The 26,501-nt window shown below is 68.2% G+C and carries 26 protein-coding genes and 2 pseudogenes; 16 read left to right on the forward strand and 12 right to left on the reverse strand.

Annotation, left to right across the window (positions count from 1 at the left end):
* Positions 1-206 precede the first annotated feature (206 nt).
* From ACN6LB_RS28920 to ACN6LB_RS28935, 4 genes are all read left to right on the forward strand, one after another.
* On the forward strand, positions 207-1,493 hold the full coding sequence (locus ACN6LB_RS28920; RefSeq protein ID WP_445028443.1) for a DUF3631 domain-containing protein: 1,287 nt from the start codon (positions 207-209) through the stop codon (positions 1,491-1,493).
* A 431-nt stretch (positions 1,494-1,924) separates the two neighbouring features.
* A complete protein-coding gene (locus ACN6LB_RS28925) occupies positions 1,925-2,716 on the forward strand; it encodes a DUF2637 domain-containing protein (protein WP_445028444.1) in 792 nt (263 codons plus the stop codon).
* Positions 2,717-3,039: 323 nt separating this feature from the next.
* Entirely contained in the window at positions 3,040-3,609 is a 570-nt protein-coding gene (locus ACN6LB_RS28930) for a MobC family plasmid mobilization relaxosome protein (protein WP_445028445.1), read from the forward strand.
* A complete protein-coding gene (locus tag ACN6LB_RS28935; RefSeq protein WP_445028446.1) occupies positions 3,606-5,321 on the forward strand; it encodes a relaxase/mobilization nuclease domain-containing protein in 1,716 nt (571 codons plus the stop codon). Before ACN6LB_RS28930 ends, ACN6LB_RS28935 begins: the two co-directional genes overlap by 4 nt.
* Positions 5,322-5,472: 151 nt before the next feature.
* On the opposite strand, the gene ACN6LB_RS28940 is transcribed toward ACN6LB_RS28935, so the two are convergent.
* Genes ACN6LB_RS28940 through ACN6LB_RS28955 form a run of 4 tightly spaced genes read right to left on the reverse strand, consistent with a single transcriptional unit; the run spans position 5,473 to position 7,472 of the window.
* A complete protein-coding gene (locus tag ACN6LB_RS28940; RefSeq protein WP_445028447.1) occupies positions 5,473-5,697 on the reverse strand; it encodes a DUF397 domain-containing protein in 225 nt (74 codons plus the stop codon).
* A gap of 9 nt (positions 5,698-5,706) precedes the next feature.
* The gene (locus ACN6LB_RS28945) at positions 5,707-6,618 is read right to left on the reverse strand and encodes a helix-turn-helix domain-containing protein (RefSeq protein ID WP_445028448.1); all 912 of its coding nucleotides are present in this window, start codon (positions 6,616-6,618) and stop codon (positions 5,707-5,709) included.
* On the reverse strand, positions 6,569-7,093 hold the full coding sequence (locus tag ACN6LB_RS28950) for a DUF6879 family protein (RefSeq protein ID WP_445028449.1): 525 nt from the start codon (positions 7,091-7,093) through the stop codon (positions 6,569-6,571). Before ACN6LB_RS28950 ends, ACN6LB_RS28945 begins: the two co-directional genes overlap by 50 nt.
* A complete protein-coding gene (locus tag ACN6LB_RS28955; protein ID WP_445028450.1) occupies positions 7,065-7,472 on the reverse strand; it encodes a hypothetical protein in 408 nt (135 codons plus the stop codon). The genes ACN6LB_RS28950 and ACN6LB_RS28955 overlap by 29 nt, the downstream gene beginning before the upstream one ends.
* Positions 7,473-7,837: 365 nt before the next feature.
* Here ACN6LB_RS28955 and ACN6LB_RS28960 point away from each other — a divergent pair, with 365 nt between their 5' ends.
* The 3 genes from ACN6LB_RS28960 (at position 7,838) to ACN6LB_RS28970 (ending at position 9,562) form a co-directional block, all read left to right on the forward strand.
* On the forward strand, positions 7,838-8,641 hold the full coding sequence (locus ACN6LB_RS28960; protein WP_445028451.1) for an ATP-binding protein: 804 nt from the start codon (positions 7,838-7,840) through the stop codon (positions 8,639-8,641).
* 345 nt (positions 8,642-8,986) lie between these two features.
* The gene (locus ACN6LB_RS28965; protein ID WP_445028452.1) at positions 8,987-9,283 is read left to right on the forward strand and encodes a hypothetical protein; all 297 of its coding nucleotides are present in this window, start codon (positions 8,987-8,989) and stop codon (positions 9,281-9,283) included.
* Positions 9,284-9,313: 30 nt separating this feature from the next.
* Entirely contained in the window at positions 9,314-9,562 is a 249-nt protein-coding gene (locus tag ACN6LB_RS28970; protein WP_445028453.1) for a hypothetical protein, read from the forward strand.
* A 24-nt stretch (positions 9,563-9,586) separates the two neighbouring features.
* On the opposite strand, the gene ACN6LB_RS28975 is transcribed toward ACN6LB_RS28970, so the two are convergent.
* Entirely contained in the window at positions 9,587-9,781 is a 195-nt protein-coding gene (locus ACN6LB_RS28975; RefSeq protein ID WP_445028454.1) for an aldo/keto reductase, read from the reverse strand.
* A 138-nt stretch (positions 9,782-9,919) separates the two neighbouring features.
* Here ACN6LB_RS28975 and ACN6LB_RS28980 point away from each other — a divergent pair, with 138 nt between their 5' ends.
* Positions 9,920-10,618: an SDR family oxidoreductase gene (locus ACN6LB_RS28980; RefSeq protein WP_445028455.1), complete on the forward strand. Its 699-nt coding sequence runs from the start codon at positions 9,920-9,922 to the stop codon at positions 10,616-10,618.
* A gap of 374 nt (positions 10,619-10,992) precedes the next feature.
* On the opposite strand, the gene ACN6LB_RS28985 is transcribed toward ACN6LB_RS28980, so the two are convergent.
* A complete protein-coding gene (locus tag ACN6LB_RS28985; RefSeq protein WP_445028456.1) occupies positions 10,993-11,565 on the reverse strand; it encodes a TetR/AcrR family transcriptional regulator in 573 nt (190 codons plus the stop codon).
* 96 nt (positions 11,566-11,661) lie between these two features.
* Here ACN6LB_RS28985 and ACN6LB_RS28990 point away from each other — a divergent pair, with 96 nt between their 5' ends.
* Positions 11,662-12,264: an alpha/beta fold hydrolase gene (locus tag ACN6LB_RS28990; RefSeq protein WP_445028457.1), complete on the forward strand. Its 603-nt coding sequence runs from the start codon at positions 11,662-11,664 to the stop codon at positions 12,262-12,264.
* Between the two features lie 189 nt (positions 12,265-12,453).
* Here ACN6LB_RS28990 and ACN6LB_RS28995 read toward each other — a convergent pair whose 3' ends face one another.
* From ACN6LB_RS28995 to ACN6LB_RS29005, 3 genes and pseudogenes are all read right to left on the reverse strand, one after another.
* Positions 12,454-13,365 (reverse strand): alpha/beta hydrolase, encoded by a 912-nt coding sequence (locus ACN6LB_RS28995; protein ID WP_445028458.1) that lies wholly within the window; start codon positions 13,363-13,365, stop codon positions 12,454-12,456.
* 398 nt (positions 13,366-13,763) lie between these two features.
* Positions 13,764-14,567: a nuclear transport factor 2 family protein gene (locus ACN6LB_RS29000; protein ID WP_445028469.1), complete on the reverse strand. Its 804-nt coding sequence runs from the start codon at positions 14,565-14,567 to the stop codon at positions 13,764-13,766.
* Positions 14,556-15,491, reverse strand: a pseudogene (locus ACN6LB_RS29005) (NADP-dependent oxidoreductase); the annotation flags it as partial. The pseudogene ACN6LB_RS29005 and the gene ACN6LB_RS29000, both read right to left, overlap by 12 nt.
* A gap of 87 nt (positions 15,492-15,578) precedes the next feature.
* On the opposite strand from ACN6LB_RS29005, the gene ACN6LB_RS29010 reads away from it, so the two are divergent.
* From ACN6LB_RS29010 to ACN6LB_RS29020, 3 genes are all read left to right on the forward strand, one after another.
* Positions 15,579-16,589, forward strand: a complete 1,011-nt coding sequence (locus ACN6LB_RS29010) for a GlxA family transcriptional regulator (RefSeq protein ID WP_445028459.1) — start codon at positions 15,579-15,581, stop codon at positions 16,587-16,589.
* A 73-nt stretch (positions 16,590-16,662) separates the two neighbouring features.
* The gene (locus ACN6LB_RS29015) at positions 16,663-17,094 is read left to right on the forward strand and encodes a hypothetical protein (protein ID WP_445028460.1); all 432 of its coding nucleotides are present in this window, start codon (positions 16,663-16,665) and stop codon (positions 17,092-17,094) included.
* 302 nt (positions 17,095-17,396) lie between these two features.
* Entirely contained in the window at positions 17,397-17,990 is a 594-nt protein-coding gene (locus ACN6LB_RS29020; RefSeq protein ID WP_445028461.1) for a TetR/AcrR family transcriptional regulator, read from the forward strand.
* Between the two features lie 370 nt (positions 17,991-18,360).
* Here ACN6LB_RS29020 and ACN6LB_RS29025 read toward each other — a convergent pair whose 3' ends face one another.
* Positions 18,361-19,197: an alpha/beta fold hydrolase gene (locus ACN6LB_RS29025; RefSeq protein ID WP_445028462.1), complete on the reverse strand. Its 837-nt coding sequence runs from the start codon at positions 19,195-19,197 to the stop codon at positions 18,361-18,363.
* An 861-nt stretch (positions 19,198-20,058) separates the two neighbouring features.
* Between ACN6LB_RS29025 and ACN6LB_RS29030 the strand changes: the two genes are divergently transcribed.
* Complete coding sequence (locus ACN6LB_RS29030) at positions 20,059-20,661, forward strand: TetR/AcrR family transcriptional regulator (protein ID WP_445028463.1); 603 nt, start codon at positions 20,059-20,061, stop codon at positions 20,659-20,661.
* A 483-nt stretch (positions 20,662-21,144) separates the two neighbouring features.
* Here the strand turns inward: ACN6LB_RS29030 and ACN6LB_RS29035 are convergent, their stop codons facing one another.
* Positions 21,145-21,759, reverse strand: coding sequence for a TetR/AcrR family transcriptional regulator (locus ACN6LB_RS29035; protein WP_445028464.1), 615 nt, complete (start codon positions 21,757-21,759; stop codon positions 21,145-21,147).
* A gap of 131 nt (positions 21,760-21,890) precedes the next feature.
* Here ACN6LB_RS29035 and ACN6LB_RS29040 point away from each other — a divergent pair, with 131 nt between their 5' ends.
* From ACN6LB_RS29040 to ACN6LB_RS29050, 3 genes are all read left to right on the forward strand, one after another.
* The gene (locus ACN6LB_RS29040; RefSeq protein WP_445028465.1) at positions 21,891-22,730 is read left to right on the forward strand and encodes an alpha/beta fold hydrolase; all 840 of its coding nucleotides are present in this window, start codon (positions 21,891-21,893) and stop codon (positions 22,728-22,730) included.
* Between the two features lie 191 nt (positions 22,731-22,921).
* The gene (locus tag ACN6LB_RS29045) at positions 22,922-23,650 is read left to right on the forward strand and encodes an SDR family oxidoreductase (RefSeq protein WP_445028466.1); all 729 of its coding nucleotides are present in this window, start codon (positions 22,922-22,924) and stop codon (positions 23,648-23,650) included.
* A 1,104-nt stretch (positions 23,651-24,754) separates the two neighbouring features.
* Positions 24,755-26,254, forward strand: a complete 1,500-nt coding sequence (locus ACN6LB_RS29050; protein ID WP_445028467.1) for an arabinofuranosidase catalytic domain-containing protein — start codon at positions 24,755-24,757, stop codon at positions 26,252-26,254.
* Positions 26,255-26,359: 105 nt separating this feature from the next.
* On the opposite strand, the pseudogene ACN6LB_RS29055 reads toward ACN6LB_RS29050, so the two are convergent.
* A pseudogene (locus ACN6LB_RS29055) lies at positions 26,360-26,501 on the reverse strand (ketol-acid reductoisomerase); the annotation flags it as partial.

Below are 26,501 nucleotides of genomic sequence, written 5' to 3' on the forward strand. Positions count from 1 at the left end.
CGCTTCTGCGCTGAGCTGACACAGAAACGCTGGACTGTGGCCAGGCGTGGACGTACTGTCCGTGTTCCCTCGCCCGGCCAAGGAAGCGAGAAAGCCCCCGGCGCGCCAACGCCGGAGGCTCCGCACACTCCACTGCCCGCATTCCAACGAACGACCTGCGTGAGTCGGGCCTGCATGCCCGACGTCACCGGATAAGGAGCTGCCCTGTGCAACCTACGACACCCGAGCCGCATTCCGCACCCGGCAAAGCGGCATGGCCGACGGTGGCGGTGCCCGGCCGGGCCGGCCACGCGTCCGAAGCCGCCCCGGCGGCCGATGAACGGGCACCGGATACGGTTCCGGTGGATCAGCCCGCTGAAGAAGCGGTGCCGGATCCAGAGCCGACGTACGGCTCCGAGCTGCTGAACGAACTGCGTGCCCAGATAGCCCAGTTCGTGATCCTGCCCTCCCAGCAGGCGCTGGACGCGGTCACACTGTGGGTGGCTGCGACGCACCTGCAGCCCGCATGGCAGCACGCCCCGCGCCTGGCAGTGGTCGGACCGGCGAAGCGGTGCGGCAAGTCACGGCTCCTGGACGTGCTCACAGAGACGGTCCATGAGCCGATGCTCACCATCAACACCACGCCGGCGGCAATCTTCCGCTCCATCACCGACGAGCCGCCCACGCTCCTGGTGGACGAGGCGGACACCATCTTCGGCACGCCGAAGCAGGCGGAGAAGAACGAGGAGATGCGCGGCCTGCTCAACGCCGGCCACCAGCGCAACCGCTACGTGACCCGCGTCGTCGGCAACGACCACACCCCGCACCGGTTCGCCACCTTCGCCATGGCGGCCCTCGCGGGGATCGGTGACCTGCCCGACACGATCATGGACCGGTCGGTCGTCATCCGCATGCGCCGCCGGGCGGAGGGCGAGAGCGTCAAGCCCTTCCGCTCCCGCCGCGACATCCCGGCCCTTCACGATCTGCGGGACCGTATCGCCGGCTGGGCCAGGCCGCTGCTGGACGAGGCGGCGGATCTGGAACCGACGATGCCGGTGGAGGACCGCGCCGCAGACACCTGGGAGCCCCTGGTGATCGTCGCCGACCTTGCTGCCGGGTCCTGGCCCCGCCGTGCCCGCGACGCGTGTGCCCGGATGGTGGCTGCGGAGATCGAGGCCGAGGAGGACCAGCCCGGCGAGGCCCGGATCCTCGCCGACATCCGCAGGGTCTTCGTCGCCCAGCGCGAGGCCGACAGCCTCTCCACGGACGAGCTGCTGCACCACCTGCGGCAGAACGCCGAGAGCCCGTGGGCGGAATGGGGGCGCCACGGGCTGAGCTCCCGCGAACTGGCGGCGATGCTGCGCCGGTACGACATCAAGCCCGGCAACGTCCGCCTCGCCGACGGAACCCAGCGCAAGGGCTACATGCGCCACAAGTTCCTCGACGCATGGCGGCGCTACTGCCCCACCGTTCACTCAGTGAACGCCGAGCCCACCGCCCCTGCCTCGGGCTGAGCCCCGCATCCCCCGGTACCCGTCCCTGCCGTCCCTGCCGTGATCTCGCAGGTCACACGGCATGCGGCCGGGACGGAAACCGGGGCCAAGACGGAAACGCGATCATGATGACCGCGCTGCCTCCGCCAGGACGCTGCCCGGATCCGTCTTGTGCCGTCCCGCGCGTCCCCGCCGTATCAACGCAGGTCAAGACCCTGACGGCTGGGACGGCACGACGCAACTGCGCCGTCCCGACCGGTCGCCACACCGCGGAAGACACCGTCAACGCCTCCGGTACGGCAGATCGAGGCTCTGCCGTACCGGCCCTGACCTGCGCTTGCAACGGCCAAGACGGCAAAGACGGATCACCCCGCCCAGCCCCAGGAGAACCCCGCTTGACCCACCTCTCCACACTCACCCCCCGGGACCACCGGCCCGATGAAGGACAACCGATGATGACCAAGGAGGATGCCGAGCGATACGCCCTCATCGCAGCAGGCGTTGTCATCGTGACCCTCACCGCAGGCGGGTTCTGGCTCTCGTACGCCCACCTCGCCGAGGTCGCCGGACAGCACGGGCTCCGTAGCTCCCCGGTCCGCCAGTGGGCCTGGCCCGCCACCCTGGACGCCTTCATCATCGCGGGCGAACTGCTCATGCTCCGCGCGGGCCTGCGCCAGGTGACCGACTGGTGGGCCATCGGCCTTACCGCCGCCGGATCGGTCGGTTCCATCGCGCTCAACGTAGCCGGGGTCAACGGCACAGGCAGTGCTGGCACCGTGCCACGGCTCGACTATGTGGTCGCCGCCGTTCCCCCGACCGCCGCACTGCTGGCCTTCGGTGTCCTGATGCGGCAGATCCACCAACTCATGGACCAACCCGCAGCCCATCCGGACACCGCTTCCGTCCAGGCGCCGGAACCACGAGTCACCGCGTCCGCGAAGCCCGCCGAGCCAGTCCAGCCCGCTGAGGTTCCGGCTGCCGTATCCGTCCAGCTGCCGGAACCCCCTCCCGGGGTTGCGGAGAGCAGGCCGCGCGGCGGCCGTCCACCGAAAGCCACGGTCGAGGAACTCGTGGAGATCGGCCGGACCGCCCTTGCTGAGCACGGCACGCTCAGCCGAGACCTGCTCCGGAAGGCCATCAAGGACAGGGACTTGACGATCGGCAGTGAGCGGCAGACCGAGGTGATGAAGATCCTCCGACCCGAAATCGAAGCCGCTGCTGGGACCGGTCTCGACGGCAGCTGACCGGAATCCCTACGGGGTGACCGGAACCCTTCCGGTCACCCCGGCCAGCCCAGCACGCCACACTCGCCGCCCGCTCATCCACACCTGTGGATGACGCGTCGGCCGCCATCACTCCGCCAGCCATTCCCGCCCCTTTCGGAGAACTGCCCGTGACGCACGACCCGCACCGCTCCGACCACACTCCCGACGAGCCGCTGCCGCTGACGAAATCCCCTACGCTGATGGGGCGTTTGCGGCAGGCGTTCGGACGGGCTGCCCCTGGCGGAGCCAGTAGTACCCCGAGTCCGACTCACGGCCGGTCTTCGGGGGTCTCCGCCCCGGGGGTGGCGGAGGAGGCCCGGCGCCAGGGGGCGCCAGGCCAGGACGTCGGGGCCGAGGGCGGCCCCGACGAGGACACGCTCCACACCGTCCAGTGCGAGATCCTGCGCCCCGTACGTGCCACCGACACCGCCGAGAGCGTCGGCGGTGAGCCCGTCGTGAAGAGCGTCCAGCCCACGATCCGCCGCTTCACCGGAGACAAACGCAAGGAGCGTGTCGGCCCCCTGCGCTTCACGACCGATCAGCTCGCCCTCCTCCAGGAGGCCACTGCCGAGCACGGCTACAAGGGCGAGGGCGGCTTCGCCGCCGACGTCGTCGTCGCCTTCATCACCGGCCGGTTCACCGCCAACCTGCCCCTGTCCGAGGACCGCCGCCGCACCCACCACTTCCGCGCCCAGGTCCTGCGCCAGCTCAACCGGATCGGCGTCAACGTCAACCAGATCGCCCGCGCCCTCAACAGCGACCACACCCCAACCGACATCCGCCAGCATCTGACCGAACTCCGCCAACTCCTGGAGCTGATCGCCGAGGCCCTGCGCCAGCCCACCGACCCGGACACGGAGGCAGCCGCGTGATCGCCGCCATCAAACCGGCCGGATCCAACACCCGCGGCCTACTCGCCTACCTCTACGGCCCCGGCGACCACGACGAGCACCTCGACCCGCACATCGTCGCCGGATTCGCCATGCTCGGCATGCCCGACCCCGGCCGCGACGAGAACGCCACCCTCACCGAACTCGCCCGCTACCTCGACCAGCCCGTACGGCTGCGCAACAGCGAGTTCGGACTCAAGGTCACCGACCACGTCTGGCACTGCCCCGTCCGCGCCGCACCCGAGGACCGCTACCTCTCCGACACCGAGTGGGGCGAGATCGCCCAGCGCATCGTCCAGGCCGCCGGCATCGCCCCCGCCGGTGACGACCTGGCCTGCCGCTGGATCGCCGTACGCCACGCCGACGACCACATCCACATCCTCGCCACCACCGTCCGCGAAGACGGCCGCCGCCCCAAACTCCACGACAGCGGCATCCGCGTCGGCGACACTTGCCGCGAGATCGAAAAGGACTACGGACTCCGGCAGCTGAAGAAGGGCGACCGCACCGGCACCCGCCGCCCCACCCAGGCCGAGATGCACAAGGCCGAACGCCTCGGCTGGGAACAGCCCAGCCCTGCATGGCTCCAGGACCGTATCCGCGCCGCCATCCCCCACGTGACCAACGCCGAGGAATTCATCGCCTACCTCGAAGCCAGCGGCGTCGAGGTCCAGGTCCGGCGCGGCCCGTCAGGCGACCTCCTCGGCTACGCCGCTGGACGCCCCGGCGACGTCAACGAGGCCGGCGAGCAGATCTACCACCCCGGAAGCAAGATCTCCCCCGACCTTTCCCTGCCCAAGATCACAGCCCGCCTCGAATCCAGCCGGCCCGAAGAGCACCCCACCGCCCGCCGCAACCACCCCAGCACCCCCTGGCACCAAGCCGCCGACGCCCTCGACACCCTCCACAGCGACCTCGCCGACGACACTCACGCCCAGGCCCACATCACCGCCCTCGGCGAACTATTGGAAGCCACCGCACAGAAGGCACCCGCCAACCTGCGTGCCGAACTCCAGGCCGCCGCCAAGGCATTCGCCCGAGCCCAGCGCTCCCAGATCCGGGCCGAAGACCGCGCCGCCCACGCGCTGCGCAGCGCGGCCCGCGACATCGTCCACACCGCCACCGGACCCGACGGCAGCGCACTGGCCGCCCTGGTCGCAGCTCTCGTCTGGGCCGCCATCGTCGCTGGTCGCTGGCACGAAGCGAAGAACCACGCCCACCAGGCCGACGCCGCCCGCCAAGCCGTCCAGCACCTCCACACAGCCGCCGACCGCGCCCTCGCGCCGACACTCGCCAACCTCACAGCCCGACCGCCCAGGGATCAAGCCCGCCTCGTTCTGGCCAGCGACGTACGAGCGGCCCTCCCCGACCACGCCGAGCGAATCCTCGCCGACCCCGCCTGGCCCGCGCTCGCCACCGTCCTCGCCGACGCCGAAGCCCGCGGCCATCAACCCCACCAACTCCTCAAGGAAGCCGCCGCCCAGCGCGAGCTGACCACCGCCCGCCAACCCGCCCGTGTCCTCATCACTCGCATTCAGCACACCGGCCGAAACCCGGCGCCAAACCGCCGTGCCGAAGCTGCCCGCCTGCAGTCGACCATGGCAGGCTCGATCCCCACTCACCGGAGGGGTAACGCCCAGCCCGCAACGGCGGCGTCGACACCTGCCGAACAGCAGCGCCGACAGCGCCGGTAGACACCCAGCGCAGGGTGCCCATCCGGCATGGCCGAACAAGACCGATGGCCTCGCCGTTCGCGGCGAGGCCACCAGGTCCTACGGTTTGTCCCCGCTACGCAGCTTCGGCTTCGCGCGGAACGGCTACGGGCGTGCCGGGCGGTTCGAAGGCTTACGTGGCTGCTCGCCTCAAAGGGCCGGCCGAACACCTGCAGCGCTCTCCCTGGGCGTACTTCACGAATGCCGCCCAGGCGGTTCGCTGGACGGCCAGGATTCCCCCGTTGCGGGCCTTCGTGTCCCGAACCATCACGTGCTGCGGGTCGTTGTCGGCCACTTCAACGCAGTTCTCCGTCCCTGTGTAGGAGCTGGTACGCCAGTTCGGGGCCACAGGCTGCATCTTGGTCTCCTAGTCGCTCGGCATCTGATCGAAGTGGTGGATTGCTGTGAGGATGAGGTCTCGGACGGCGCTTCCGTAGACCGCTGACTGCTGCAAGAGGGCGAACGCCTTGGTGTACAGCTCGATTTCTCGGGGCTGGGTGACGGAGAACTCCGCCGAGTAGGTCTCTACGAGGACGAGCTTGTCGTCGAACATAGAGAAGGAGTTGCCGGGCCAGATGCCGATGGGTGCGGAGCGGGGGATGATGCCCAGGCTCAGCCGGGAAAGGCCCATGACCGCAAGCAGGCGGTCGAGCTGCCCCTTCATCACCTCCGGGCCACCGAAGTTGGTGTAGAGGGCCTGTTCGCCGAGGACCACGTTGAAGATCCGGTTGCCCCGATACAGGTACTGCTGCCGTTCGAGTCGCTTGGCGGTGGCGGCTTCCGCGTCGTCGGGGATCTCGTAGTAGTCGACGACTTGTCTGAACGTCTCGGCCGCGTAGTCCGCCGTCTGGAGCGTTCCCCACACGAGCGTCGGGTGCCAGATGCGGAAGACCTTGGTCTTGGCGTAGACCGGCAGAGCCTTGCGCTGCCGTCGTTCCGCCCCTGTCTGCAGCTGCCGGCGCCACTCAAGCCACAGCTCGTCGATGTGGCGCACTGTGGCTATCAAGTCATCAAGGTGCTCTTGTCTGTTGGTCTTGGTGCACCAGACATGGATGTCGTCTTCGCTGGGGTTCTGCTTGCCGTTCTCCAGCCGAGAGACTTTGGACTCGGCCCAACCCGTGGCCACGGCGAATGCCCGGCCGCTCGCGAATCCGGCGTCCTTCCGGAATCCGCGCAGCCGGGCACCCAGTGCCTCTCGTGCTTCTTGAGCTTGGTTATTCACTGATGGGTCAGGGCTTGTACTCGGCGTGGGGGATGGCGGCGGACCAGAGCAGGTCACGCACGCGGACGCACTCGGCCACGGTGTCGGGGTCTTCGACGATTTCCGACCCCAGCACTCGCCCCTCGGGGTCGAAGTGGCCGACGGCGAGGAGACGGTCGTCGTACAGCCACCAGTCGTAGCCGCCGACGGGGAAGTCGATGCCTTCGGGTAGCTGGTGCCGCGGAAGCCATCGGATGTCTTCGCCGGCCTCCTGGTTGAGGTGGGTCAACGAGTGCTCCCAGCCGACGTACTGAGATTGCGGCTCGGTGATGACTCGGACGCGCCTGACGGTCTTCCCTTCGCTCGTGACGCGCTTCATGAGCCTCATCCAGGGGTCGAGCCACGCGTAGTCGTCGGGCTCACCCCTCTGCCACCGTGCGTAGGGCGTGTCCTCGATGGGAGACCCGTAGTCGTCCCTCAGCTCCAGGTGGAAGGCATCGCGTTCGAAGCTGCTGAACAGCTCGTCACGCTGGGCTGGGGTGATCAGGTCCACTGTTCTCCTCCAGTAGGGCCGTGATCGAGGACTTGGGGACCTCGATGCAGGTCTCATAGTCGGGCATCCGCATCTGACTCAACGCCTCGGGATCGGTCATCTCCGGGCCTTGCAGGATGCACGTGTCCTGTTCCGTGACGAGCATGATCGGGGCGGTGAAGCTCTTGATCTCGCCGGCCGCGTGTCCGTCCATCGTCAGGTGCTCGAACAGCTCCGCCGGAACCTCGATCACTGTCTGACCTTCAGGCACGTCGAGCTGCATGAGCAAGTCGTTCGCGAACACCTTCCAGCCTTGGATGACGTAGCTGTCCTGGTCACTGGCGTACAGGGTGGGGCTGTCTCCGGGGGTGGAGTTCTTACCAAGGAACCGTAGCTTCACGGCTGCTCTCCCGTCCGCTGCCTTGCGCCGGTTTGCGCGACACGACGATGGTCCGCGAGGTTCTCTGCCCCGTCAATCGACATGCTGCAAACTCGCGCAATCTCCTTGGAGGTTGAGAGACAGCCGTCCTACGGTCGTCTCCAAACCTGAGCAACCAAGGGAAGCCGGCGGACGCGCCTGAGGTGCAGCGCGCCGGAAGCAACCTTCCTGCCCGTGACGTGCGGAGGACAGCGATGGCTCTTGCCTTGCGGAGTGCAACCGCTCTCGAGGCGACACGCGGCAGATTACGGAGCGCTTCCGGCGGCTTAGCCAGTGCTGTTCCGCCGCAGGGAAGGGTTCCGCAGGTACACGGTCCGGGGAGAGACATGGACCAGCCAGTTCGCTTCGTCGTCTCCTGCACGCGCGCACCGCAGCGAGTAGGGCAACTGCGCCGGATCAGTGCCGCTCATCTCCGGCTGTGGGGGATCGGCTCCTGCATCGACACAGCCAGCCTGCTCATCAGCGAGTTGGTCACCAACGCCGTCCGGTACGGCGAGGCGGAGGACGTCAGCTTCTCCGTCTCGTACTGGCGGGGCGAGGTCCGCATCGAGGTGGCTGACGGAACTCCGAGCCGGCCGCGGGTGAAGAGACCGGCGGCCGACGAGGAGAGCGGTCGCGGCATGCTGATCGTCGAGGCGCTCGCCGAGGACTGGGGGACCAGTGAGGACGGCACACTCACGTGGTGCGCTCTCGCCGTACCGGAACCGGTGGTGCCCAAGTCGGGGTTCTGGTGCGAGTGGCGCCAGGAGGACGGTCAGCAGCTCGCGCTCGCGGCCATGTCCACGCCGGACCGCGCGATCCGCTGGGCTCGCATCCAGATGCGTGTCATCGCCTCGGCCATCGACGCGTCGGTGGTTGGCTACGTCTGGGACTGGCTCTCCGACGGATGGCGCGAGCCTGCCGAAGCCCTGAAGAACGGCGAGGAGTTCACGCTGCCCCTCTCGGCCGGACGCTACACGTTCATCTGGCATGCCCGTCCGGTGCGCTTCGTGCCCCTAGTCGGCGGAACGCCCCTGCCCCACCTCGCGGAGGAGGAGCCGGAATGGGACTGTAGCCCGAAGAGCTGTGGAGCCGGTTCGACTGGCAAGGCGGGAGCTGCTTCAGGTGCGAGCGGACCGGACTGCCCGTGACGGAGATCGGCGATATCACCGTGGCAGGCGAGACCTTCCCCCTCCAAGCCTGCCAGTGGTGCGTCTTCAGGCTTGAACAGCTCCACTACACGAGGAGTGAGCGAGCCGTCCGCCGATCGCGCCCCCGGAGGCCCGATCCCGCACCGCCTCGCCCCATCACCCAGTGGCCCACCAGCGCGCCACTCGACAGACCGCCCGCCCAGGTCGCGTAGCTGGACAGCCGAGCCATGGGCGCGCCCCTCGCCCCCCGCCCTGCCGTTCGAACCGGAGGCTCCTCCAAGACCACAGAAGGACAGGTCGCGGCAGGGGCGGGGCCGCCCCGACCACGAGAAGAAGAGAGGTGCCTTGGCGACCGAGGAACAGAAACCACAGGACCTGGACGACGACGAGTTGTTCGACCTCATCGGTGCGGTAGGCGCTGGGATCGGCGTCGCCAAGGACGAAGGGCTCCCCCCAGCCGCCCGTCAGGTCGGCACCGACGCTGCGGAGGATGCCGCAGCCAAGCTCGCGGACCTCAAGCGCCTGGGGCAGACGAAGAGCCGCGCGCCTGCCCAGACCCCCGTCGGCAGACGCCAATCCGCATATCTCCCCGTGCCTGCCGACGGGCCCATTGCGCCACCCGAAGGTGAAACGAGGGCCTGATGAGCGTTACCGCGCCACCCGCCCGAACCCATGGAGCCACAAGCCCGCTCCGCAGCCGTCCGGCCGTTCGCCGCTTCCTCGAAGGCCCGCCGCTCGACCCTTGCCGACCTGTCCTTGGTCTTACTGGTCACCGAGGAGGAGGTGGACCGCGCCATGGCGACCCTCACGGTCGCGCAGCTCCCCGCAGTGATGCGCCGGGCGGGGGTCGACGTTGCGCATGTCGGTGACGTCGCATTCGCCGGCGGGTTTGGCGGTGCTGAAGCCGCGGCCGAGAGGTGAGTAGGCGACGAAGCCGACGCCCAGTTAGTCGAGGCCCGGGAAGAGCTGCTCAACGTCCTGCTCGAACAGGGAGTACTCGGCCTGCAGGACGGAGACCGGCTGCACCGCCTGCGCCCTGCGGATGGTCTGCGGGCCGGTCTCGCTCAGGCCGAAGTACTTGGCCTTGCCCGCATCGATTCGCTCCTTGACGGTGCTCCGGCAAGAGGCCCGGCTCGGCATCCTTCACTGGGCTGATCGGTTGCGATCACTGACTCGGCCTGCTTATTCTTACGATCGTAATCTAATGGATCTGGGTCGCGTCATGCCATGCCGTCAGCGCTCTGGTCATCTCCTCTCTCCACTTCACCGGGAACCTTCATGGACCTCTCCGCCAGCACTGCCCTTGTCACCGGAGCGAATCGGGGCTTCGGCCGGGCCCTCGCCGCCGAACTGCTCAGCCGCGGCGCCACCGTCTATGCGGGCGCCCGCAATCCCGACCGGGTCGACCTGCCCGGCGCCAAGCCGATCGCACTCGACATCACCGACCCCGCCTCCGTCGCGGCCGCCGCCAAAGCCACCGGCGACGTGACCGTCCTGGTCAACAACGCGGGGTCCTCCACCGGCGCCGACCTGCTGACCGCCGACCTCGACGACATCCGCCTGGAGATGAACACCCACTTCCTCGGCACCCTGACGGTGGCCCGCGCCTTCGCACCCCAGATCGCGGCCAACGGCGGCGGAGCCATGCTGAACGTCCTGTCCGGCCTGTCCTGGGTCAGCTTCCCGGAGCTCGGCGCCTACTGCGCCGCCAAGTCCGCGGAGTGGTCGCTCACCAACAGCCTGCGCGTGCAGCTCGCCGACCAGGGCATCCGGGTGGCCGGCCTGCACGTGGGCTACATGGACACCGACATGGTCCGTACCGTCGACGCGGCCAAGTCCGACCCGGCCGACATCGCGCGCATCGCCGTGGACGGCATCGCCGCCGGTGCCTACGAGATCCTCGCCGACAACGCGGCCCGGCAGGCGCAGGCAGCACTTGCCGGGGGCGTCTCGGTGCTCTACCCGCAGCTTCCCTGAGGAGCACCCACCCCCCTGGCCCACCGCGGGTCTTCCTGGCAGGTCGGCCTATCGCACCGTCGCCCTCCTCGGACGCCGGGAGGGGGCGCGGGGCACCGAAGGGCCCGCCGCGTTTGCGTCGGGCCCTGATCACCGGTCGCGTGCCACCGAGTCGGTGTGCATCAGGGATCGGTACGGCATTCAACGGCATAGCGGAGGGCGCCCCCCGAGCTGTGCCCGGCACTTGTGCGCGCCCTTTCCCCTGGCAACCTCGCCTACCTGACCTCTTCCATGGCGGAGACGACGATCTCCTGCACATCCTGTGAGCGTCTTGGTGCGGACCGCGAGCGGATCCTCGGGCGCCAGGCGGGTGGCGATGCCGTGGGCCGTTCTCCTCAGCCCATGAAGGCGAGGGCGTTCTCGATTCCCTGCTCGAGGACGTCATCTGCGAACTTCCGGTCGGAGAGAGCGCGGGAGAGTCGCAGTGTTCCCACCAGTATGGCGTAGAGCCCAAGGGCCTTGCCGCGAGCGGATGGCGGATCCTCGGGCGCCAGGTGGGCGGCGAGCTCGCCCAGGAGGTCCCGCGCGCCGTCGGTGTAAGCCTGCTTGGTCTCGTCTCCGCAGCGGCCCAGCTCGTCGAGCAGGGCGGCGGAGGGGCATCCGGTGCCGGGATGATCGCGGTGCTCGGATGACAGATATCCGCGAATGAAGTCCTCGATTCCCGGGCGCCCGGGCCGCAGGATGTCGTACGTGGCGACCTGCGTGCGCAGTTGGTCGGCCACGACATGCGCGACGAGGTCGTCCTTGGACGCGAAGTGGGCGTAGAAGGCTCCGTTGGTGAGCCCGGCGTCCGCCATCAGCGTGGAGATGCTCGAGCCGCCTATGCCGTCCCGCTTGAACCGCTGGCCGGCGTTCTCGATAATCCGTTGCCGGGTCGCCTGCTTGTGCTCCTTGGCGTAGCGCGCCACGAGCTACCTCCAGTGGTTCGGTGAGGCCGTTGCCTCGTACCCAAGCCTAATCCATGGTCTTACATACGTAATATTACGATCGGCGGGCAATCTCCCTTGTCGTACGTCGAGGTCGACGGCGACCGGTTCGCCTACCGACGCTGGGGCAAGCCCTCCGGCGTCCCGATCTTCCTCGTCCAGCACTTCCGTGGGGGCGGCATCGCCTCGTCATCCGGCACGCCGCGCAACCGGATGGAGGACATGGCCGACGACATTGCCGCGGTCATCCGGGCGCTGGGGCTGGAGCAGGTCGATCTGCTCGGCTTCTCGATCGGCGGCTGGCAGGCGGAGGAGGTCGCGCTGCGCCACCCCCAGCTGGTGCGCAAGCTCCTCCTGATCGGCACCGGCCTGCGCGGCGGGGACCCGACGATGGACCCCAAGGTGCCCGAGGTGGCGCTGAACCCGGTCCCCGGCCTGGAGGACTTCCTCTTCCTGTTCTTCGGCCGCTCCGAGGCCGCCGTCGAAGCGGGCCGGGCTTTCTGGAAGCGCAAGGTGTACGCGGCTGTCCGCGATGTCGCCTCCATCACGGACCCGCGGCTCACGCCCGTCGCGCTGGACGTCACGGACCCGGCAGCCGTGCGGTCGAGCAGTTGCCGGACGAATTCGCGGCCGAGGCCCCGGTTCACGCCGGTGACCAGGGCGATCAGGCCGCCGAGCTGAGTCGCGAGATCTCCTCCGTGAGTGAGGGCGCCGGTCGGGCGCTGATGTGACGATCACGCCGCTGTACGGGTGGTGGGGCCGTACCCGGCGCCACGATCCACCTGCGGTTGGTGGGAAGCGTGACGCCGGATACGGCCGGCTCGGCATGGAATCCGGAAGATCGCCGGACGGTGACGAGCTAAGTGGTACTCAGACACCGAGATGCCGGCGCAGCCACTGGCCCATCTGCTCGATCGCCTGGTCGACCTCGGGCACGCGTCCGGCGCCGAGGATGAAGGAGTGCTGTCCCTCGGGCAGCGGGTGGACCTCGGAGGTGACCTTGAATTCGGTGAGCCGTTCGGCGAGCGCGGCGCCGTCGCCGGCGAGGGTCTCGTACGCGCCGTAGTGCACGACGGTGGGCGGGAGGCCGGTCAGGTCGGCGTTGATGATGCTGAGCTTCGGGTCGGCGAAGTCCAGGTCCGGGTCCTGCACATACGCTCCCCGCATCTGCTCGAGGATGTTGCGGCTGAGCATCTTGTCGTGTTCCTCGTTCTCATCCACCTTGGGGTTGGTGAGCGTGAAGTCGGCCAATGGCGAGATGCTGACGATCACGCCGGGGGTGGGCTCGCCCTTGGCGAGCAGCCGCAGGGGCAGCATGACGGCGAGGGTGCCGCCGATGGAGTGGCCGGTGCTGCCGATGTTCTGCGGCTCGTAGCCCTGCTCGAGCAGCCATCGGTAGGCGGTCTCGACGTCGTCGATCTGTGCCGGGTAGGGGTGTTCGGGGGCATGGCGGAAGTCCACGACGAGCGAGCGGATCCCGGCGGCTTTCGCGATGTGCCCGGCGGCCTTGCGGTCCGAATGCATGGAGGCGGTGACTGAGCCGCCGAAGTGGAAGTGCAGCAGCGCCTTGTCGGGGGCGGCCGCGGCGGGGATGGCCCAGAGGGCGGGGACGCCGTTGGCGTCGACCTCGGCGTAGGTGACGCCTTCCGGTTCGGTAGCCGCCAGGTGGTGTGTCTCGGCGATGTCGCGCACGACGCCCAGGTCCAGGCCCGGCGTCATCCACTTGGTGCGCACGTCGTCCAGGAACTGCGCGAACTGCTGCGCCTGCGGACTGATTCCCATGATGACACTCCTGTCTGTGTTGGGCATGCTCGTCGTGCCCAGCTGATTCGGTGATGCGACAGTGCTGGTGTGCCGTACAGCCTTTTGCATTACGATCGTACGGCAATAGGGTGAGGTGAGCCAGTCGGCGAGGGTCAGTGAAAGTTAAAATATGGGCGCACGCTCACTGGGGGCCCGGAGGCGGCGGCCGGCGGCCGACTGGACGAGTGAAGGAGGGTGCGGGGCGCGATACGGGCGAGAGCGCAAGCACGAGACGCGGCGGCGGATCATCGAGACGGCTGGGCGTCGGTTCAAGAGCGACGGGATCGACGGTTCGGGGATCGCCACGCTGATGGCCTGATGCCGGTCGCTCTTATGGGGCTGGACACGATTCGCCCCGACCCCGACCCCGGCGGCTGTCAGAACATCGTGTTGTCGTTGGCGGCGGTCTCGGGCACGTCCTGCGCGGAGTCCCAGTGCTCGACGATCTTTCCGCCCCTGACCCGGAAGAGGTCGAGGACCGACCGGCCACGCTCGCCCGGTGCGTCGACCTGGTGACTGTGCACGGCGACCAGATCCCCCTCGGCAATGACCCGTTTCCGTGTCACGCTCAGCTGCGGCGACCGCTCGAAGTACCCGCCCAAGCCGGCTTTCGCGCCGTCCGCGCCGTCGGAGAGGAGCGGGTTGTGCTGGTGATACTCGGTGCCCAGGTAGGTGTCGATGGCGGTCAGATCCTTGCGGACCAGCAACTGGTCGAAGAATTCGGTGACGAGTCGCTTGTTGTAGGCGGTGAACCAGCGCTGCCCGACCGCCTCGGTCCGCGGCTCGCTGAGCGTGGCGAACATGTCGTTGCCGCTGGCCGTGGTGGCGGGCACTTCCTGAATGATGTCCCAGTGCTCGGCGATCTTGCCGTCCTCGAAGCGGAACAGGTCGAACACGGCCAGACCCTCGGTGCCCGGCACCATGACGTAGCGGGCGTGCAGCAGCACCAGATCGCCGTCGGTGATGCTCCGGCGGGGTTCGAAGGCGGCCTGCGGGAACTGCTGTCGCATGGCGCCGCTGAAGCCCTTGAGGGCGTCGGCTCCGTCGGGCGCCAGGGGGTTGTGCTGGATGTAGGAATCGGGCGACACGACCCGATCGACGATGGCCGTGTCGCCGAGGACGAACACGTCATGCAGCAGTTGGCTGGCAATCTGCGCTTTGCTGTCTCGTACGGTCAGCACGATCTTGCCGGTGGTGCGGCCGGTCTCGCCGAGCGCGTGCGCCTTCGCGGCCTCGGCGAGCGGGAAGGTGGCCTCGATGTGGGCGCGCAGTGCGCCGGTCTCGACGAGGGCGGCGATGGCCTGCATGCCGGCCTGGTCGGCCTCGACCAGCAGCGACTCGTAGCGGATCCCCCGCTCGGCGATCGCCGCCAGTTCGCCGGCGTCGACGGGTACCGGAAGGATCGAGACGAGGGTGCCGCCCGGGCGCAGCACGGCCACGGACCGGGCACGGGCGGCGGAGTCAACGGAGACCGGATCGAGGACCACGTCGATGTCGCCGAGCGCCTCGGTGAAGTCCACGCTGTGGTAGTCGATGACCTCGTCGGCACCGAGCGATCGCAGGAAGTCGTGTTTGGCGGCGCTGGCGGTGCCGATCACGTACGCGCCGCGGGCCTTGGCGATCTGCACGGCGAGGTGACCGACGCCGCCGGCCGCCGCGTGGATCAGGACTCGCTGCCCGGCCCGGACGTCGGCGGTGTCGACCAGTGCCTGGTAGGCGGTCAGCGCGGCCAGCGGCAGCGCACCGGCCTGGACGTGGTCGATGCCGGCGGGCTTGTGCGTGAAGACGCGGGCCGGCCCGGTCACGTACTCGGCGTGCGAGCCGACTCCGCCCGGGTAGGGCAGCATGCCGAAGACCTCGTCGCCGGGCTTGAACAGGGTGACGCCCACGCCGACGGCCTCGACGACGCCGGAGACGTCCCAGCCGAGCACCAGCGGCATCCGGGCGATGGTCGCGGACCGGGCACGGTTCCCCCAGTCGGTCGGGTTGACCCCGGCCGCGTGGACGGCGACCAGGATCTCGCTCACCCCTGGCGCCGGTTTGGGCATCAGGGTCTCCTGTAGCACGTCGGGGGCGCCGTAGGTGTTCTGGCTGATGACTCGCATGGTCTCGGTGTCCGTCATGGGCCCAGCTTGGCCGCCGTCACAGGCCACTACAATCGCGTGATCGCCAATTTTCGACGGGATACTGCCGTGATCAAGGTGCACCGCGTCGTTGTCCTCGCCTCGCACGGGGTGTACCCGTTCGACCTGGGCATTCCCCACCGCGTCTTCGGCGCCGCGGACGGCCGCTACGAGGTCGTGACCTGCACCATCGACGGTCACCCGGTGCGCACCAACGCGGACTACTCCATCACCGTCGAGCATGGCCCGGAGGCGTTGCGGACCGCCGACACCGTCATCATCCCACCGTTCCACACCGGCAACCCCCGCCGTCAAACGTCGGTCGACCTGGCGCAGGTCCTCGCGTACGTGGCCCCCGGCACCCGGATCGTGTCCACCTGCACCGGCGCCTTCGTGCTGGCCGCGGCGGGGCTGCTCGACGGGCACCGGGCCACCACGCACTGGCACGCCACGGGCCTCTTCCGGGAGTGGTACCCGCAGGTGGAACTCGACCCGAACGTCCTGTTCATCGACGAAGGCGACGTGCTGACCTCGGCCGGTGCCGCTGCCGGCATCGATGTCTGCCTGCACCTTGTCCGCAAGGACCACGGCAGCGAGATCGCCAACCGTGTGGCCCGCACCTGCGTCGTCCCCCCGTGGCGCGACGGAGGCCAGGCGCAGTACATCGAACGCCCGGTCCCCGACGCAACGGCGAACGACACGTCCGCCGCCCGGCAGTGGGCGCTGCAGAACCTGCACAAGTCTCTGACCCTGAGCGACCTTGCAGAGCAGTCGAACATGAGCCAGCGCACCTTCGCCCGCCGCTTCAAAGAAGAAGTCGGCTTGACCCCCGGACGCTGGCTCATCCAGCAACGCGTCGACCGGGCCCGGCAGTTGCTGGAATCCACCGACCTGCCGGTCGACGAGATCGCCGGCCAGGTCGGCTTCGCCGGCGGCACCTCGCTGCGCGAACACCTGCACGCCGCTATCGGCGTCACACCACTGGCCTACCGGCGCACCTTCCGAGGCCCACTGGCAACGAGCCGTGCCGCCGCGGCGGATGCTCGGCAGGATGATCAAGCATGTCACCCTGGACCGTAAAATTATGCACGTCATACATCGGTGTGCCGGGACCAGTATCGGTCGCGGGTGTGACAGCAAACGCAGCCGTGAGTTGCTCGACGGGATCGGCTTCGACGCCCTGATCGCCTGCAAGGGCATGCCCGCCCCGATCCAGTTCCAGCTCGGCGACCTCGCGGAGGACGACACCCACGAGCTGTACGCGCACCTCGTACGCGCCCTTGCCCCCCTCGACCTCGCCTACCTGCACCTCGCCCACGGCGGCGACGAGGAACTCCTGGGCGCGCTGCGCGAGTTGCGGCCCCACACGCTGATCCTCAACCGCGGCGGTACAGACATCGCCACCCGAGCCAAGGGCATCGAGAACGGCGTCGCCGACGTCATCACGGTGGGCTCGATGGCACTCGCCATCCCCGACCTGGTCGAGCGCGTACAGGCGGGCGCACCCCTGAACGCCCCCGACCCCGCCACCTTCTACGGCGCTGGCGCGGCCGGCTGCACCGACTACCCCACCCGCACCGCCTGACCGGAACGCCCAGTGTCTGGGGGAGTCGCGTCGGGCGCTTCGGCGTACGCACGCCACAGCCATGCAGTGGTGAACATGCGCTCGTGACGCGAGCGTTGTGCCGGCGATGACAACGAGGTCCCGCCCTGCGGCTCCGAAGTCGGACTCACCGCACCGGACGGGGGCTCGGCGCACTTCCCATGACGAGGGCGCGGCGGGAGCCTTTTCTAAGATGATCTGTCGATCGTAATATTACATGTGTCAGATCACAGATTAAGATGGGATACGAGGCAAGGGATCGGCGGAGTTGAGGGAGGAACCCTGTGGCGCGCTACACCAAGGAGCACAAGCGGGTGACGCGGCAGCGGATCATCGAGACCGCCGGTCACCGGTTCAAGCAGGACGGCATCGACGGTTCCGGCATCTCCACGCTGATGTCGGACGCCGGGCTCACCAACGGAGCGTTCTATGCCCACTTCGAGTCCAAGGACGACCTCGTCGCCCACGTCGTCGCCGAGCAGCTGCGCACGCAGGTGAAGCAGTACGACGCGCTGCGGCCCGGCCGCGAGGGGCTTGAGGATCTCATCCGCGCGTATCTGTCACCCGAGCACCGGGACAACCCCGGCGACGGCTGCCCGTCCGCAGCCCTGCTGGACGAGATCGGCCGCTGCGGTGACGCGACCAAGGACGCCTACACCGACGGCGCCAGGGCCATCCTGGACGAGCTCGCCGCCCGCCTGACGCCCGGGGATCCGCAGTCCGCCCGCGGTCAGGCCATCGGGCTCTACACCATGGCGGTGGGCACACTGCAGCTGTCCCGCGCGCTCTCCGACCGGAAGTTCTCCGACGAGGTCCTCGAGCGGGGAATCGAGAACATCCTCGCCTTGGCGCGGTACCCGTCAATACCGGCTGGGTGACCACCTGACAAAAGGCCACGACGCCGGTGCCGTACACCCGCGCTTCCGCCGCCAGCGAGAGCGGGTGGCCCCGGGGCAACTGCCATCTCGGAAGCGACACCGACGCGGCGGCCCTCCGCTCGTACCGCCGATGGCGCTGCGCGCATTCGGCACGCCGTGGCGGCAGCGCAGGTCCCGGCCTGCCGCCCGGACGGCACGTCGACCACACCGGTCTCTCCATCGCCATCCCGCACGACAACCGCCTCGGCGCCGCATGACCGAGAAGCGAGCAGGTCAGTGACGTGGGACAAGTGACGAGAGCCGTGGAGCCCGGCGGGCGTCACGGCTCTAAGTCAGCATCCTCGGCCCGAGCGCCGATCACGCCGCGGCCCTACGGCCGGCCGAAGAACTCGAGAGCCGTCGGCACGAACTGCTCGTGGTACTGGAAGATGCCGCCGTGTCCGCCGTCGGGGTAGATCACCAGCTCGGAGTTCGGCAGTCGCCGGTCCATGTCGTACGAGTTGGGCGTCGGAACCATTCTGTCGTTGTCACCGTTGGCGACGAGCACGGGGATCTTGATGACGGACAGGTCCTGCGGCTGGGCCAGTCCCCAGCGGTGGATGGCCTTGAGCTGGTACCTGTACCCGATGAGGGAGATGGCCTTGTCGCGGTCCTTGGTGCGCTCCTTCAGGCGGGCCAGGAACTCCTTGCCGGCCCGGATCCCGTTCGGGGTGCGGGTGAAGAAGAGGAACTGCTTCGGGTCCTGGAAGGTGAGCAGCGCCCGGAGGGTGTCGTAGTCGGACAGCCGGGTGACGTTCTTGATGCCCTCGCCGCCGGCCGGACCGGTGCCCGCGAGGATCAGCCTGCGGATGAGCTGCGGCTCGGTCTGGGCGATCACCTGGGCGATCATGCCGCCCATCGAGAAGCTGAGGACGTCCACCTGCTCGAAGCCCAGCGCCCGGATGAAGGTGACGGCGTCCTTGGCCATCTCCTGGATGGTCTTCGGGATCACGCCGGTGGAGGCTCCCACGCCCCTGTTGTCGAAGGTGATCACCCGGTGCTTGGCGGCGATGCCGTCGACGACCCGGGGGTCCCAGTTGTCCAGGACCGCGGCGAGGTGGGTGATGAAGATGACCGGCATGCCGGTGCGGGGGCCGAGGTCGCGGTAGGCGTAGGTCACTCCGTCGGCGGTGACGGTGCGGGTCTGCGCGTTCTTGTACGACGTCACCGCGTCACCTCGTGTTTCGCGTGCGTTCACAGTCGTGCCCTTCGATGTGAGGGTTACCGCTAGTACGCGCCGGTCCCTGCTTCCTCGCAGGTGGGCGCCGAGCGGTTCCCGTGTGTCTCCCGGCCGCGACTGCAGTCCGGAGTTGACGGTCAGAGAAGGCCCAGAGAGCAAAAACCCCGTTCACCAGGCCCCTGAACGACCCGCCGACAGTGGAATTATGACCGTAATTCTATTGGAGGGCAAGGGGATGGCTTAAACGGGGCGCAAAGATTTGGAATGACGTGTTCCGTCGAGGTGGTAGTGCACAGCACTGCGCACCGCCAGGGCGGAAGGGGCTCATCTGCGCCGCCGGACGACGAGGCGCCGGTCGCGGCGGATGAGGGGTGGATGCCCGATCCCGGGGGCGGACAGCGGACGATCTGCACGTCGGCCGACGGGCGGTAGGCGTCGGGTGACGGCCAGGACATCGACTCCGTGCTGATGCATCCTCCGGGGCTTCCGCCCGGGGATGCGGGGCGTCCAGTCGTCCGAGGATCACCTCGGGATCCATCTCACAGCTCCGCTCGCGAGACAGTTAACTTACGTTCGCAATACAATGCATGGGTGACCGTGCATGCAGGGAGGCTCCCACCGCAGGCGGAAGTCGCGTGGCCGCTCACGGAACCGCACGTGAGCCGACGACGGAAGCGGCCCATCGGAACCACGGGCCGAGAGGTGGCCCCGCCCCGACCGCGCGGATGCCTGGTTCTGGTTCAGGATTCGAGGCGCGAGGTTCGCGGTTATTGAATTACGTTCACAATCTAATACGGGGGAGTCGTTGGAGGGCGTGCCGCCCTCCCGGCGCGCAGAGGGGTGTGTGGGGTGCGATACAGGAGCGAGCACAAGCAGGCGACCAGGCAGCGGATCATCGAGACGGCGGGCCGCCGCTTCAAGGTGGACGGCATTGACGGTTCGGGCATCACGGCGCTCATGAGGGACGCCGGGCTGACCAACGGCGCCTTCTACACCCATTTCACGTCCAAGGACGACCTGGTGGCCGCCACGATCGCCGACCAGCTGCAGGCCCAGAACGCGACCATCGTCGCGCACGCGGAACCGGGCCGTGCCGGCCTCGAACAGATCGTGCGCTGGTATCTGTCTCCCTGGCACCGCGACAGTCGTGACGTCGGCTGCCCCTCCGCCGCCCTGCTCGACGAGATAGGGCGCTGCACGCACCCGACCAAGCAGGCTTACACCGAGGGTGTACTGGTGGTCGCCGACGGCCTCGCCGCGCGCCTGGCGCCCCATGACCCGCTCTCGGTCCGCCCCATGGCACTCAGCTCGTACGCCATGATGGCCGGCACACTCCAGCTCTCCCGGGCCCTCGCCGACCCGCAGCTCGCCGATCAAGTCCTTGAACAGGGCATCCACAACGCCCTCGCGCTCCTGGGCATCAAGCACGACTGCGCCACAACCCCGAACTGACCTTCCCGGAGCGCACCCGTCACCGCAGCCCGCCCGTGTGCCTGAGCTGCGCACCGCTTGATCCCGCCGCGCCAGTTCCCTGCGCCAGAAGCTGGCCGCCCGCGTGGCCTCACAGGCGGCCGCTCGGCCGGTCGGCAGGGGCTCACCGGCTAACCCCGCGCCCCCACGGGTGAGGCGCCCCGTGGGGCTCGTTGGGTCCACCGACCGACTCTTAGAAACATGGTCATAATGCAATCGCTGGCGCCCGCCCTTCGGGGAGCCGGGATGATGAGCATCCTCGCCCCTGCGGACGAGAGGTGGAGACGACGACGGGTCCGCCCTGACGGCCCATGACCGTCCCCCATGAGGGCCCGAACGGCGCCGCCTGCCGCAGCGGAAAGTGCCCTGAAGCCCGCCGCAGGACCGGACGTGACCACATCGCGAAAATCCCCTTCGCGCCAGTGTCTGACCCTCGGGGGGTGGGCCTGCGTCAGTCGTCTGGGGTCAGGCTTCTGGGTTCTGTGCCGCCAACCGGTCGTTGTTGTCGTGCGCCAGTGAGGCGAGAAGTTCCTTGCGGCAGACGTCGAGGATTTCGTCTGCCAGCGGAGAACCGTCGGGGCATGCCCGCGACAGCATGACCGCGCCGACCGAATGGGCGAGCATGTCGATCACCATGGCGCGGGACGCGCGCTGGTCCTGGTCCGCTTCCTCCGGTGTGCCGCTCTGGGCTTGAAGGGCCGTCAGCAGGTTCTCGATGCCGGCCGCGAACTCCGTTTTGATGTCCGCTGACTGCCGTGCGGCATCGCCGCTGAGGGTCGCGATGGTGCAACCGTCGCCGCGCCCGTCGCGATGCTCCCGGGAGACGTAGCTCTCGACGAACTCGGCAGGGCCCAGACCTTCTGCCCCGGTCGCGGTCTGCGCGAGCCCGCTCGCGGACGCCTCGGCCATCAGGTCTGCCTTGGAGCGGAAGTGCTTGTAGAACCCGCCATGGGTGAACCCGGCGGCTGCCATCAGTTCCGCCACGCCGACCCCGTCATAGCCGCGCTCACGGAACAGCCTGGCGGCCGTCGCGACGATGTGCGCACGGTTCTGCTCCGCCTGTGCCCTGGTCACCCGCATGGCCGGCCTCCCCTTCCACGGTCGACACTCGACGGTCAAGCATACATTGATGTCGATCGACATCTAAGAGGTTGACTTTTTAGATTACGAACGTCATCGTATTGCTCATCCCCTCCAGAAAGGCCCAGGCCATGAGCGACACGCATGTGACCGCCCCGACCCAGTACGTCGAGGTCGACGGCGACCGGTTCGCCTACCGCCGCTGGGGCGAGCCCTCCGGCGTCCCGATCTTCCTCGTCCAGCACTTCCGCGGGGGAATGGACCACTGGGACCCCCTGCTCACCGACGGCCTGGCCGAAGGCCGTGAGGTCATCCTGTTCAACGGGCGCGGCATCGCCTCCTCGTCCGGCACGCCGCGCAACCGGATGGAGGACATGGCCGACGACATCGCCGCGGTCATCCAGGCGCTGGGGCTGGAGCAGGTCGATCTGCTCGGCTTCTCGATCGGCGGCTGGCAGGTGCAGGAGGTCGCGCTGCGCCACCCCCAGCTGGTGCGCAAGCTCCTCCTGATCGGCACCGGCCTGCGCGGCGGGGACCCGACGATGGACCCCAAGGTGCCCGAGGTGGCGCTGAACCCGGTCCCCGGCCTGGAGGACTTCCTCTTCCTGTTCTTCGGCCGCTCCGAGGCCGCGGTCGAAGCGGGCAAGGCTTTCTGGGAGCGACGCCACCAGCGGGCCGACCAGGACCCGCCGAGCTCGCCCGCAGTCGGGCAGGCGCAGTTCGAAGCGGCCACCGCCTACGGGGAGCCGCTGCCCGGCGAGAACCCCTACGCCTTCCTGAACGCGATCACCCAGCCGACCCTGGTCCTCAACGGCACCAACGACGTGATGATCGCCTCGATCAACTCCTGGCACCTCGTCCAGAACATCCCCAACGCCCAGCTGCTGATCTACTCCGACGCCGGGCACGCAGCGCATTTCCAGTACCCCGAGCGGTTCTTGAAGCACGCCCTTCAGTTCCTCGACGAGTAAGCAGCCGCGCGCAAAGGGCGAACGGCACGGCCTCGGCCGACAGTTTCGCGGCCATCGACCTTCGGCGGCGCGGAAGTCATACCCCCGGGCAGCAGTCGCGCTCGCCGAGGCCGGCCTGACCAGCACCCGTGGGGCACGCTCCATCACCTGTGCGTGCCCCCCCAAGAACCACCTGACGAGAAGAGACAGACATGAAGATCGAAGGTTCGGTAGCTCTGGTGACCGGCGCCAACCGTGGCATCGGCAAGGCGTTCGCAGACGAGCTCCTCGCCCGCGGTGCAACCAAGGTGTACGCGGCTGTCCGCGATGTCGCCACCATCACGGACCCGCGGCTCACGCCCGTCGCGCTGGACGTCACGGACCCGGCCGCTGTCGCCGCAGCCGCTGCCGAGTTCACCGATGTCACCATCGTCGTGAACAACGCCGGTATCGCCAGCATCAACCCTGCCCTCTCCGCGTCGCTCGACGTGGCGCGCAGCGAGTTGGAGGTGAACTACTTCGGGCTCATCTCCATGACGCAGGCGTTCGCCCCGGTCGTAGCGGCCAACGGCGGCGGCGCCTTCGTCAACATGCTCTCGGTCGCCTCGTGGGCGGCGTACCCCGTGACTGCAACGTACGGCGGGTCGAAGGCAGCCGCGTGGAGCTACACCAACGCCGCCAGGCAGCAGCTCAAGACGCAGGGGACTGAAGTCGTCGCCGTCCACGTCGGACCGGTCGACACCGACATGCAGGCCGGCTTCGACGTCCCCAAGACCCCGCCGGCCGACGTGGCCCGCAGTGCCCTGGACGCGCTGGAGGCAGGCCGGCCCGAGGCCATCGTCGACGAGATGAGCCGCAACGTGAAGTCCACGCTCCACGACGACCAGGCCCTGCTGTACCCGGCCATCGAGGCGCAGCTCGCCGCGCAACTGGGCGACTGACCCACGCGGGTGCCGGCGCCAAGGTCGAGACCGCGGTACTCAGCTTGAGAGCAGCCGCGTGTCGGTATCGCGCCAGGCGCGATACCGGCGCTGCCCGGCCCCGGGCATGCAGCGGAGCAGGTTCATGCACTCTCCACGGCGGATCGGGCGGGCTCGCTGGGGCAGGGGCGGCTTCAGTGGATTGGGAATGGGTCATTCGTCGTCGAGACGACTGGTTGCCGCCATGGTGGCAACCTCGTGCTGTGGCGACTGCAGTTCCTCGGGAAGCTGCTGGTCATCCAACGGGCGGTGCGTGAGCGGTGCGTGAGCGGATGGTGCGGCACAAGGTGGATTCAGCGGCAGGCACCGACGAGCCCGCAAGTCGCTGATCAGGGGAAACGGGATCCAACGTGATGATGCGGCACCAGCCGCCACGACCCCGCGAGCCCTCGTAATGCGTAGGTCTCGGGTTCGAATCCCGAAGGCGGCTCTGTGGAAGCCTCAGGACTCACTCGCCGTGACCTGGGGCTTTTGCTTTTGGCGGATGCGGCGACTGCGACGGCGGCTGCTCGGGTCGCGTGGGGGCTCCCAACCGCTTCCTCGCCGTCGTCCTGCGGCCGGCCCGACCTGTCGGCAACCCGTGCCATCGCCGGAATCAACGAACTACCGGTACCGGCGGTCCGGCCCCCCGTGTTGTTTCCGGGAAACGGATAACACTTTTCGAGTCCAAAGAATGAAAAAGCTCCGGCAAAGGCGCTGTCAAGTATGTGGACCCTGAATCGGCAACGGGAGTTCACGTTCTGGGCTCGGTGCTCGGTTGACGAAATACCGAACACGCCGATCCGTTCCGACTTCCCTCGCTGACGCAAGGACTCGCAGGTCAGCGACGCGAAGCGCAATGCGCGCCGCCTAGAGGCCGCACGGGATGTAAGCGCTCACACAAGTCACACAAATGAACCTGTTGGAAATCTTGACGCAATGTCACGCCGGACCCATAGTGATGGCCGCGCCGCCAAAAGTGCCCGCACCCCTGGATGTCTGCACGCACGCTGAGTGATCGCCAGAATTGTCAGCGCTGATAAAGCGGCCTCCCGCCATTCGGCAATGAGGAAACGGAGTTTCACGGTGATCGGTCCTTTGCGTTTTCACCGCCTGAGAGGGCTGCTTCTCTCCGCAGGCGCGACCATCGCGCTGGTTGCCGGGGTCCTGATCGGAACGGCTGCCCCCTCGCAGGCCGCGACGTCACTCCCGTGCGACATCTACGCCTCCGCCGGCACCCCGTGTGTCGCCGCGCACAGCACGACGCGGGCGCTCTTCGCCGCGTACAGCGGATCGCTCTACCAGGTCAAGCGCGCGTCGGACTCCACGACCGCGAACATCGGGACGCTCACCGCCGGCGGCTACGCCAACGCCGCGACACAGGACACGTTCTGTTCCGGCACGACCTGCATCATCACCAAGATCTACGACCAGAGTTCGAAGCACAACGACCTCACGATCGAGGGGCCCGGCGGCAACGGCGGACAGGACGTCGGTGCGATCGCCAACGCGCTCCCGGTGACGGCCGGCGGCCACTCGGTCTACGGGGTCTTCGTGTCGCCCGGTGTCGGCTACCGCGACAACAGCACCTCGGGCGTAGCGACGGGGAGTTCCCCGGAGGGCGCGTACATGGTGACCAGCGGCCACCATGTGAACAACCGCTGCTGCTTCGACTACGGCAATGCGGAGACCTCCGGCAACGACACCGGCAACGGTCACATGGACGCGATCAACTTCGGTACGGAGTGCTGGTTCTCGTGTTCCGGCGCCGGATCGGGCCCCTGGGTCGAGGCGGACCTGGAGAACGGGCTCTTCTTCGGAGGAAACGGAGCCAACTCGAGCAACAAGGGCAACTCCAGCGAGTTCGTCACCGCCCTTGAGAAGAACAACGGCAAGACCACCTATGCGATCAAGGGTGGCAACGCGCAGTCGGGCAGCCTGTCCACCTGGTACAACGGAGCCCTGCCCAACCTCGGCGGCTACACCCCGATGAGCCTTGAGGGCGCCATCGTCCTGGGCACCGGCGGTGACAACAGCAACGGTTCCGACGGATCCTTCTTCGAGGGCGTCATGACCTCCGGCTATCCGACGGACGCCGCTGACAACGCCGTACAGGCCAATGTCGTCTCGGTCGGCTACACGAAACCGGCTGCCGCCTTCCCGGTCACCGGCACCGCGTACCGGCTGACCAACGTCAACAGCGGCAAGGTCCTCGACGCCACGAACTGCGGCACCGCCAACGGCACTTCGATCCAGCAGTGGACCTCGCTCGGCAACACCTGCCAGCAGTGGAAGTTCGCCGGCGCGGGCAACGGCCACTACACCATCACCAACGTCAACAGCGGGACGGTCCTGGACTCCGTGAACTGCGGACAGTCCAACGGCACATCCCTCAACCTGTGGGCCGCCCTCGGCAACCTCTGCCAGCAGTGGGACGTCACCAAGGTCGGCAGCCACTACACCATCAGCAACGTCTACAGCGGCAATGTGCTCGACGTGAAGGACTGCGGCACGTCCAACGGGACCGTCGTCCGCCAGTGGCAGCAGCTCGACAACACCTCCCAGCAGTGGAACATCGCGCCCTAGGGGAGCCCTAGGGGCGGCATCCCCTGGATCGGTTGTCACAGCGTGAGTTCGGCCCTGGGGTGCGCCCGTCACGGTGCGCACCCCAGGGGTCGTTTCGGGGGTGGGTCACGCCTTGTCGTCGTTGACCCATGACATGAGCTTGCGCAGTTCCTTGCCGGTGGTCTCCAGGAGGTGCTCGGAGTCCGCGGTCTTGTACTCGTTGTACTTCTTCAGACCGCCGTGGTACTCGGCCATCCACTCGCGGGCG

This window comes from Streptomyces sp. SAS_270 (genome assembly GCF_052543295.1).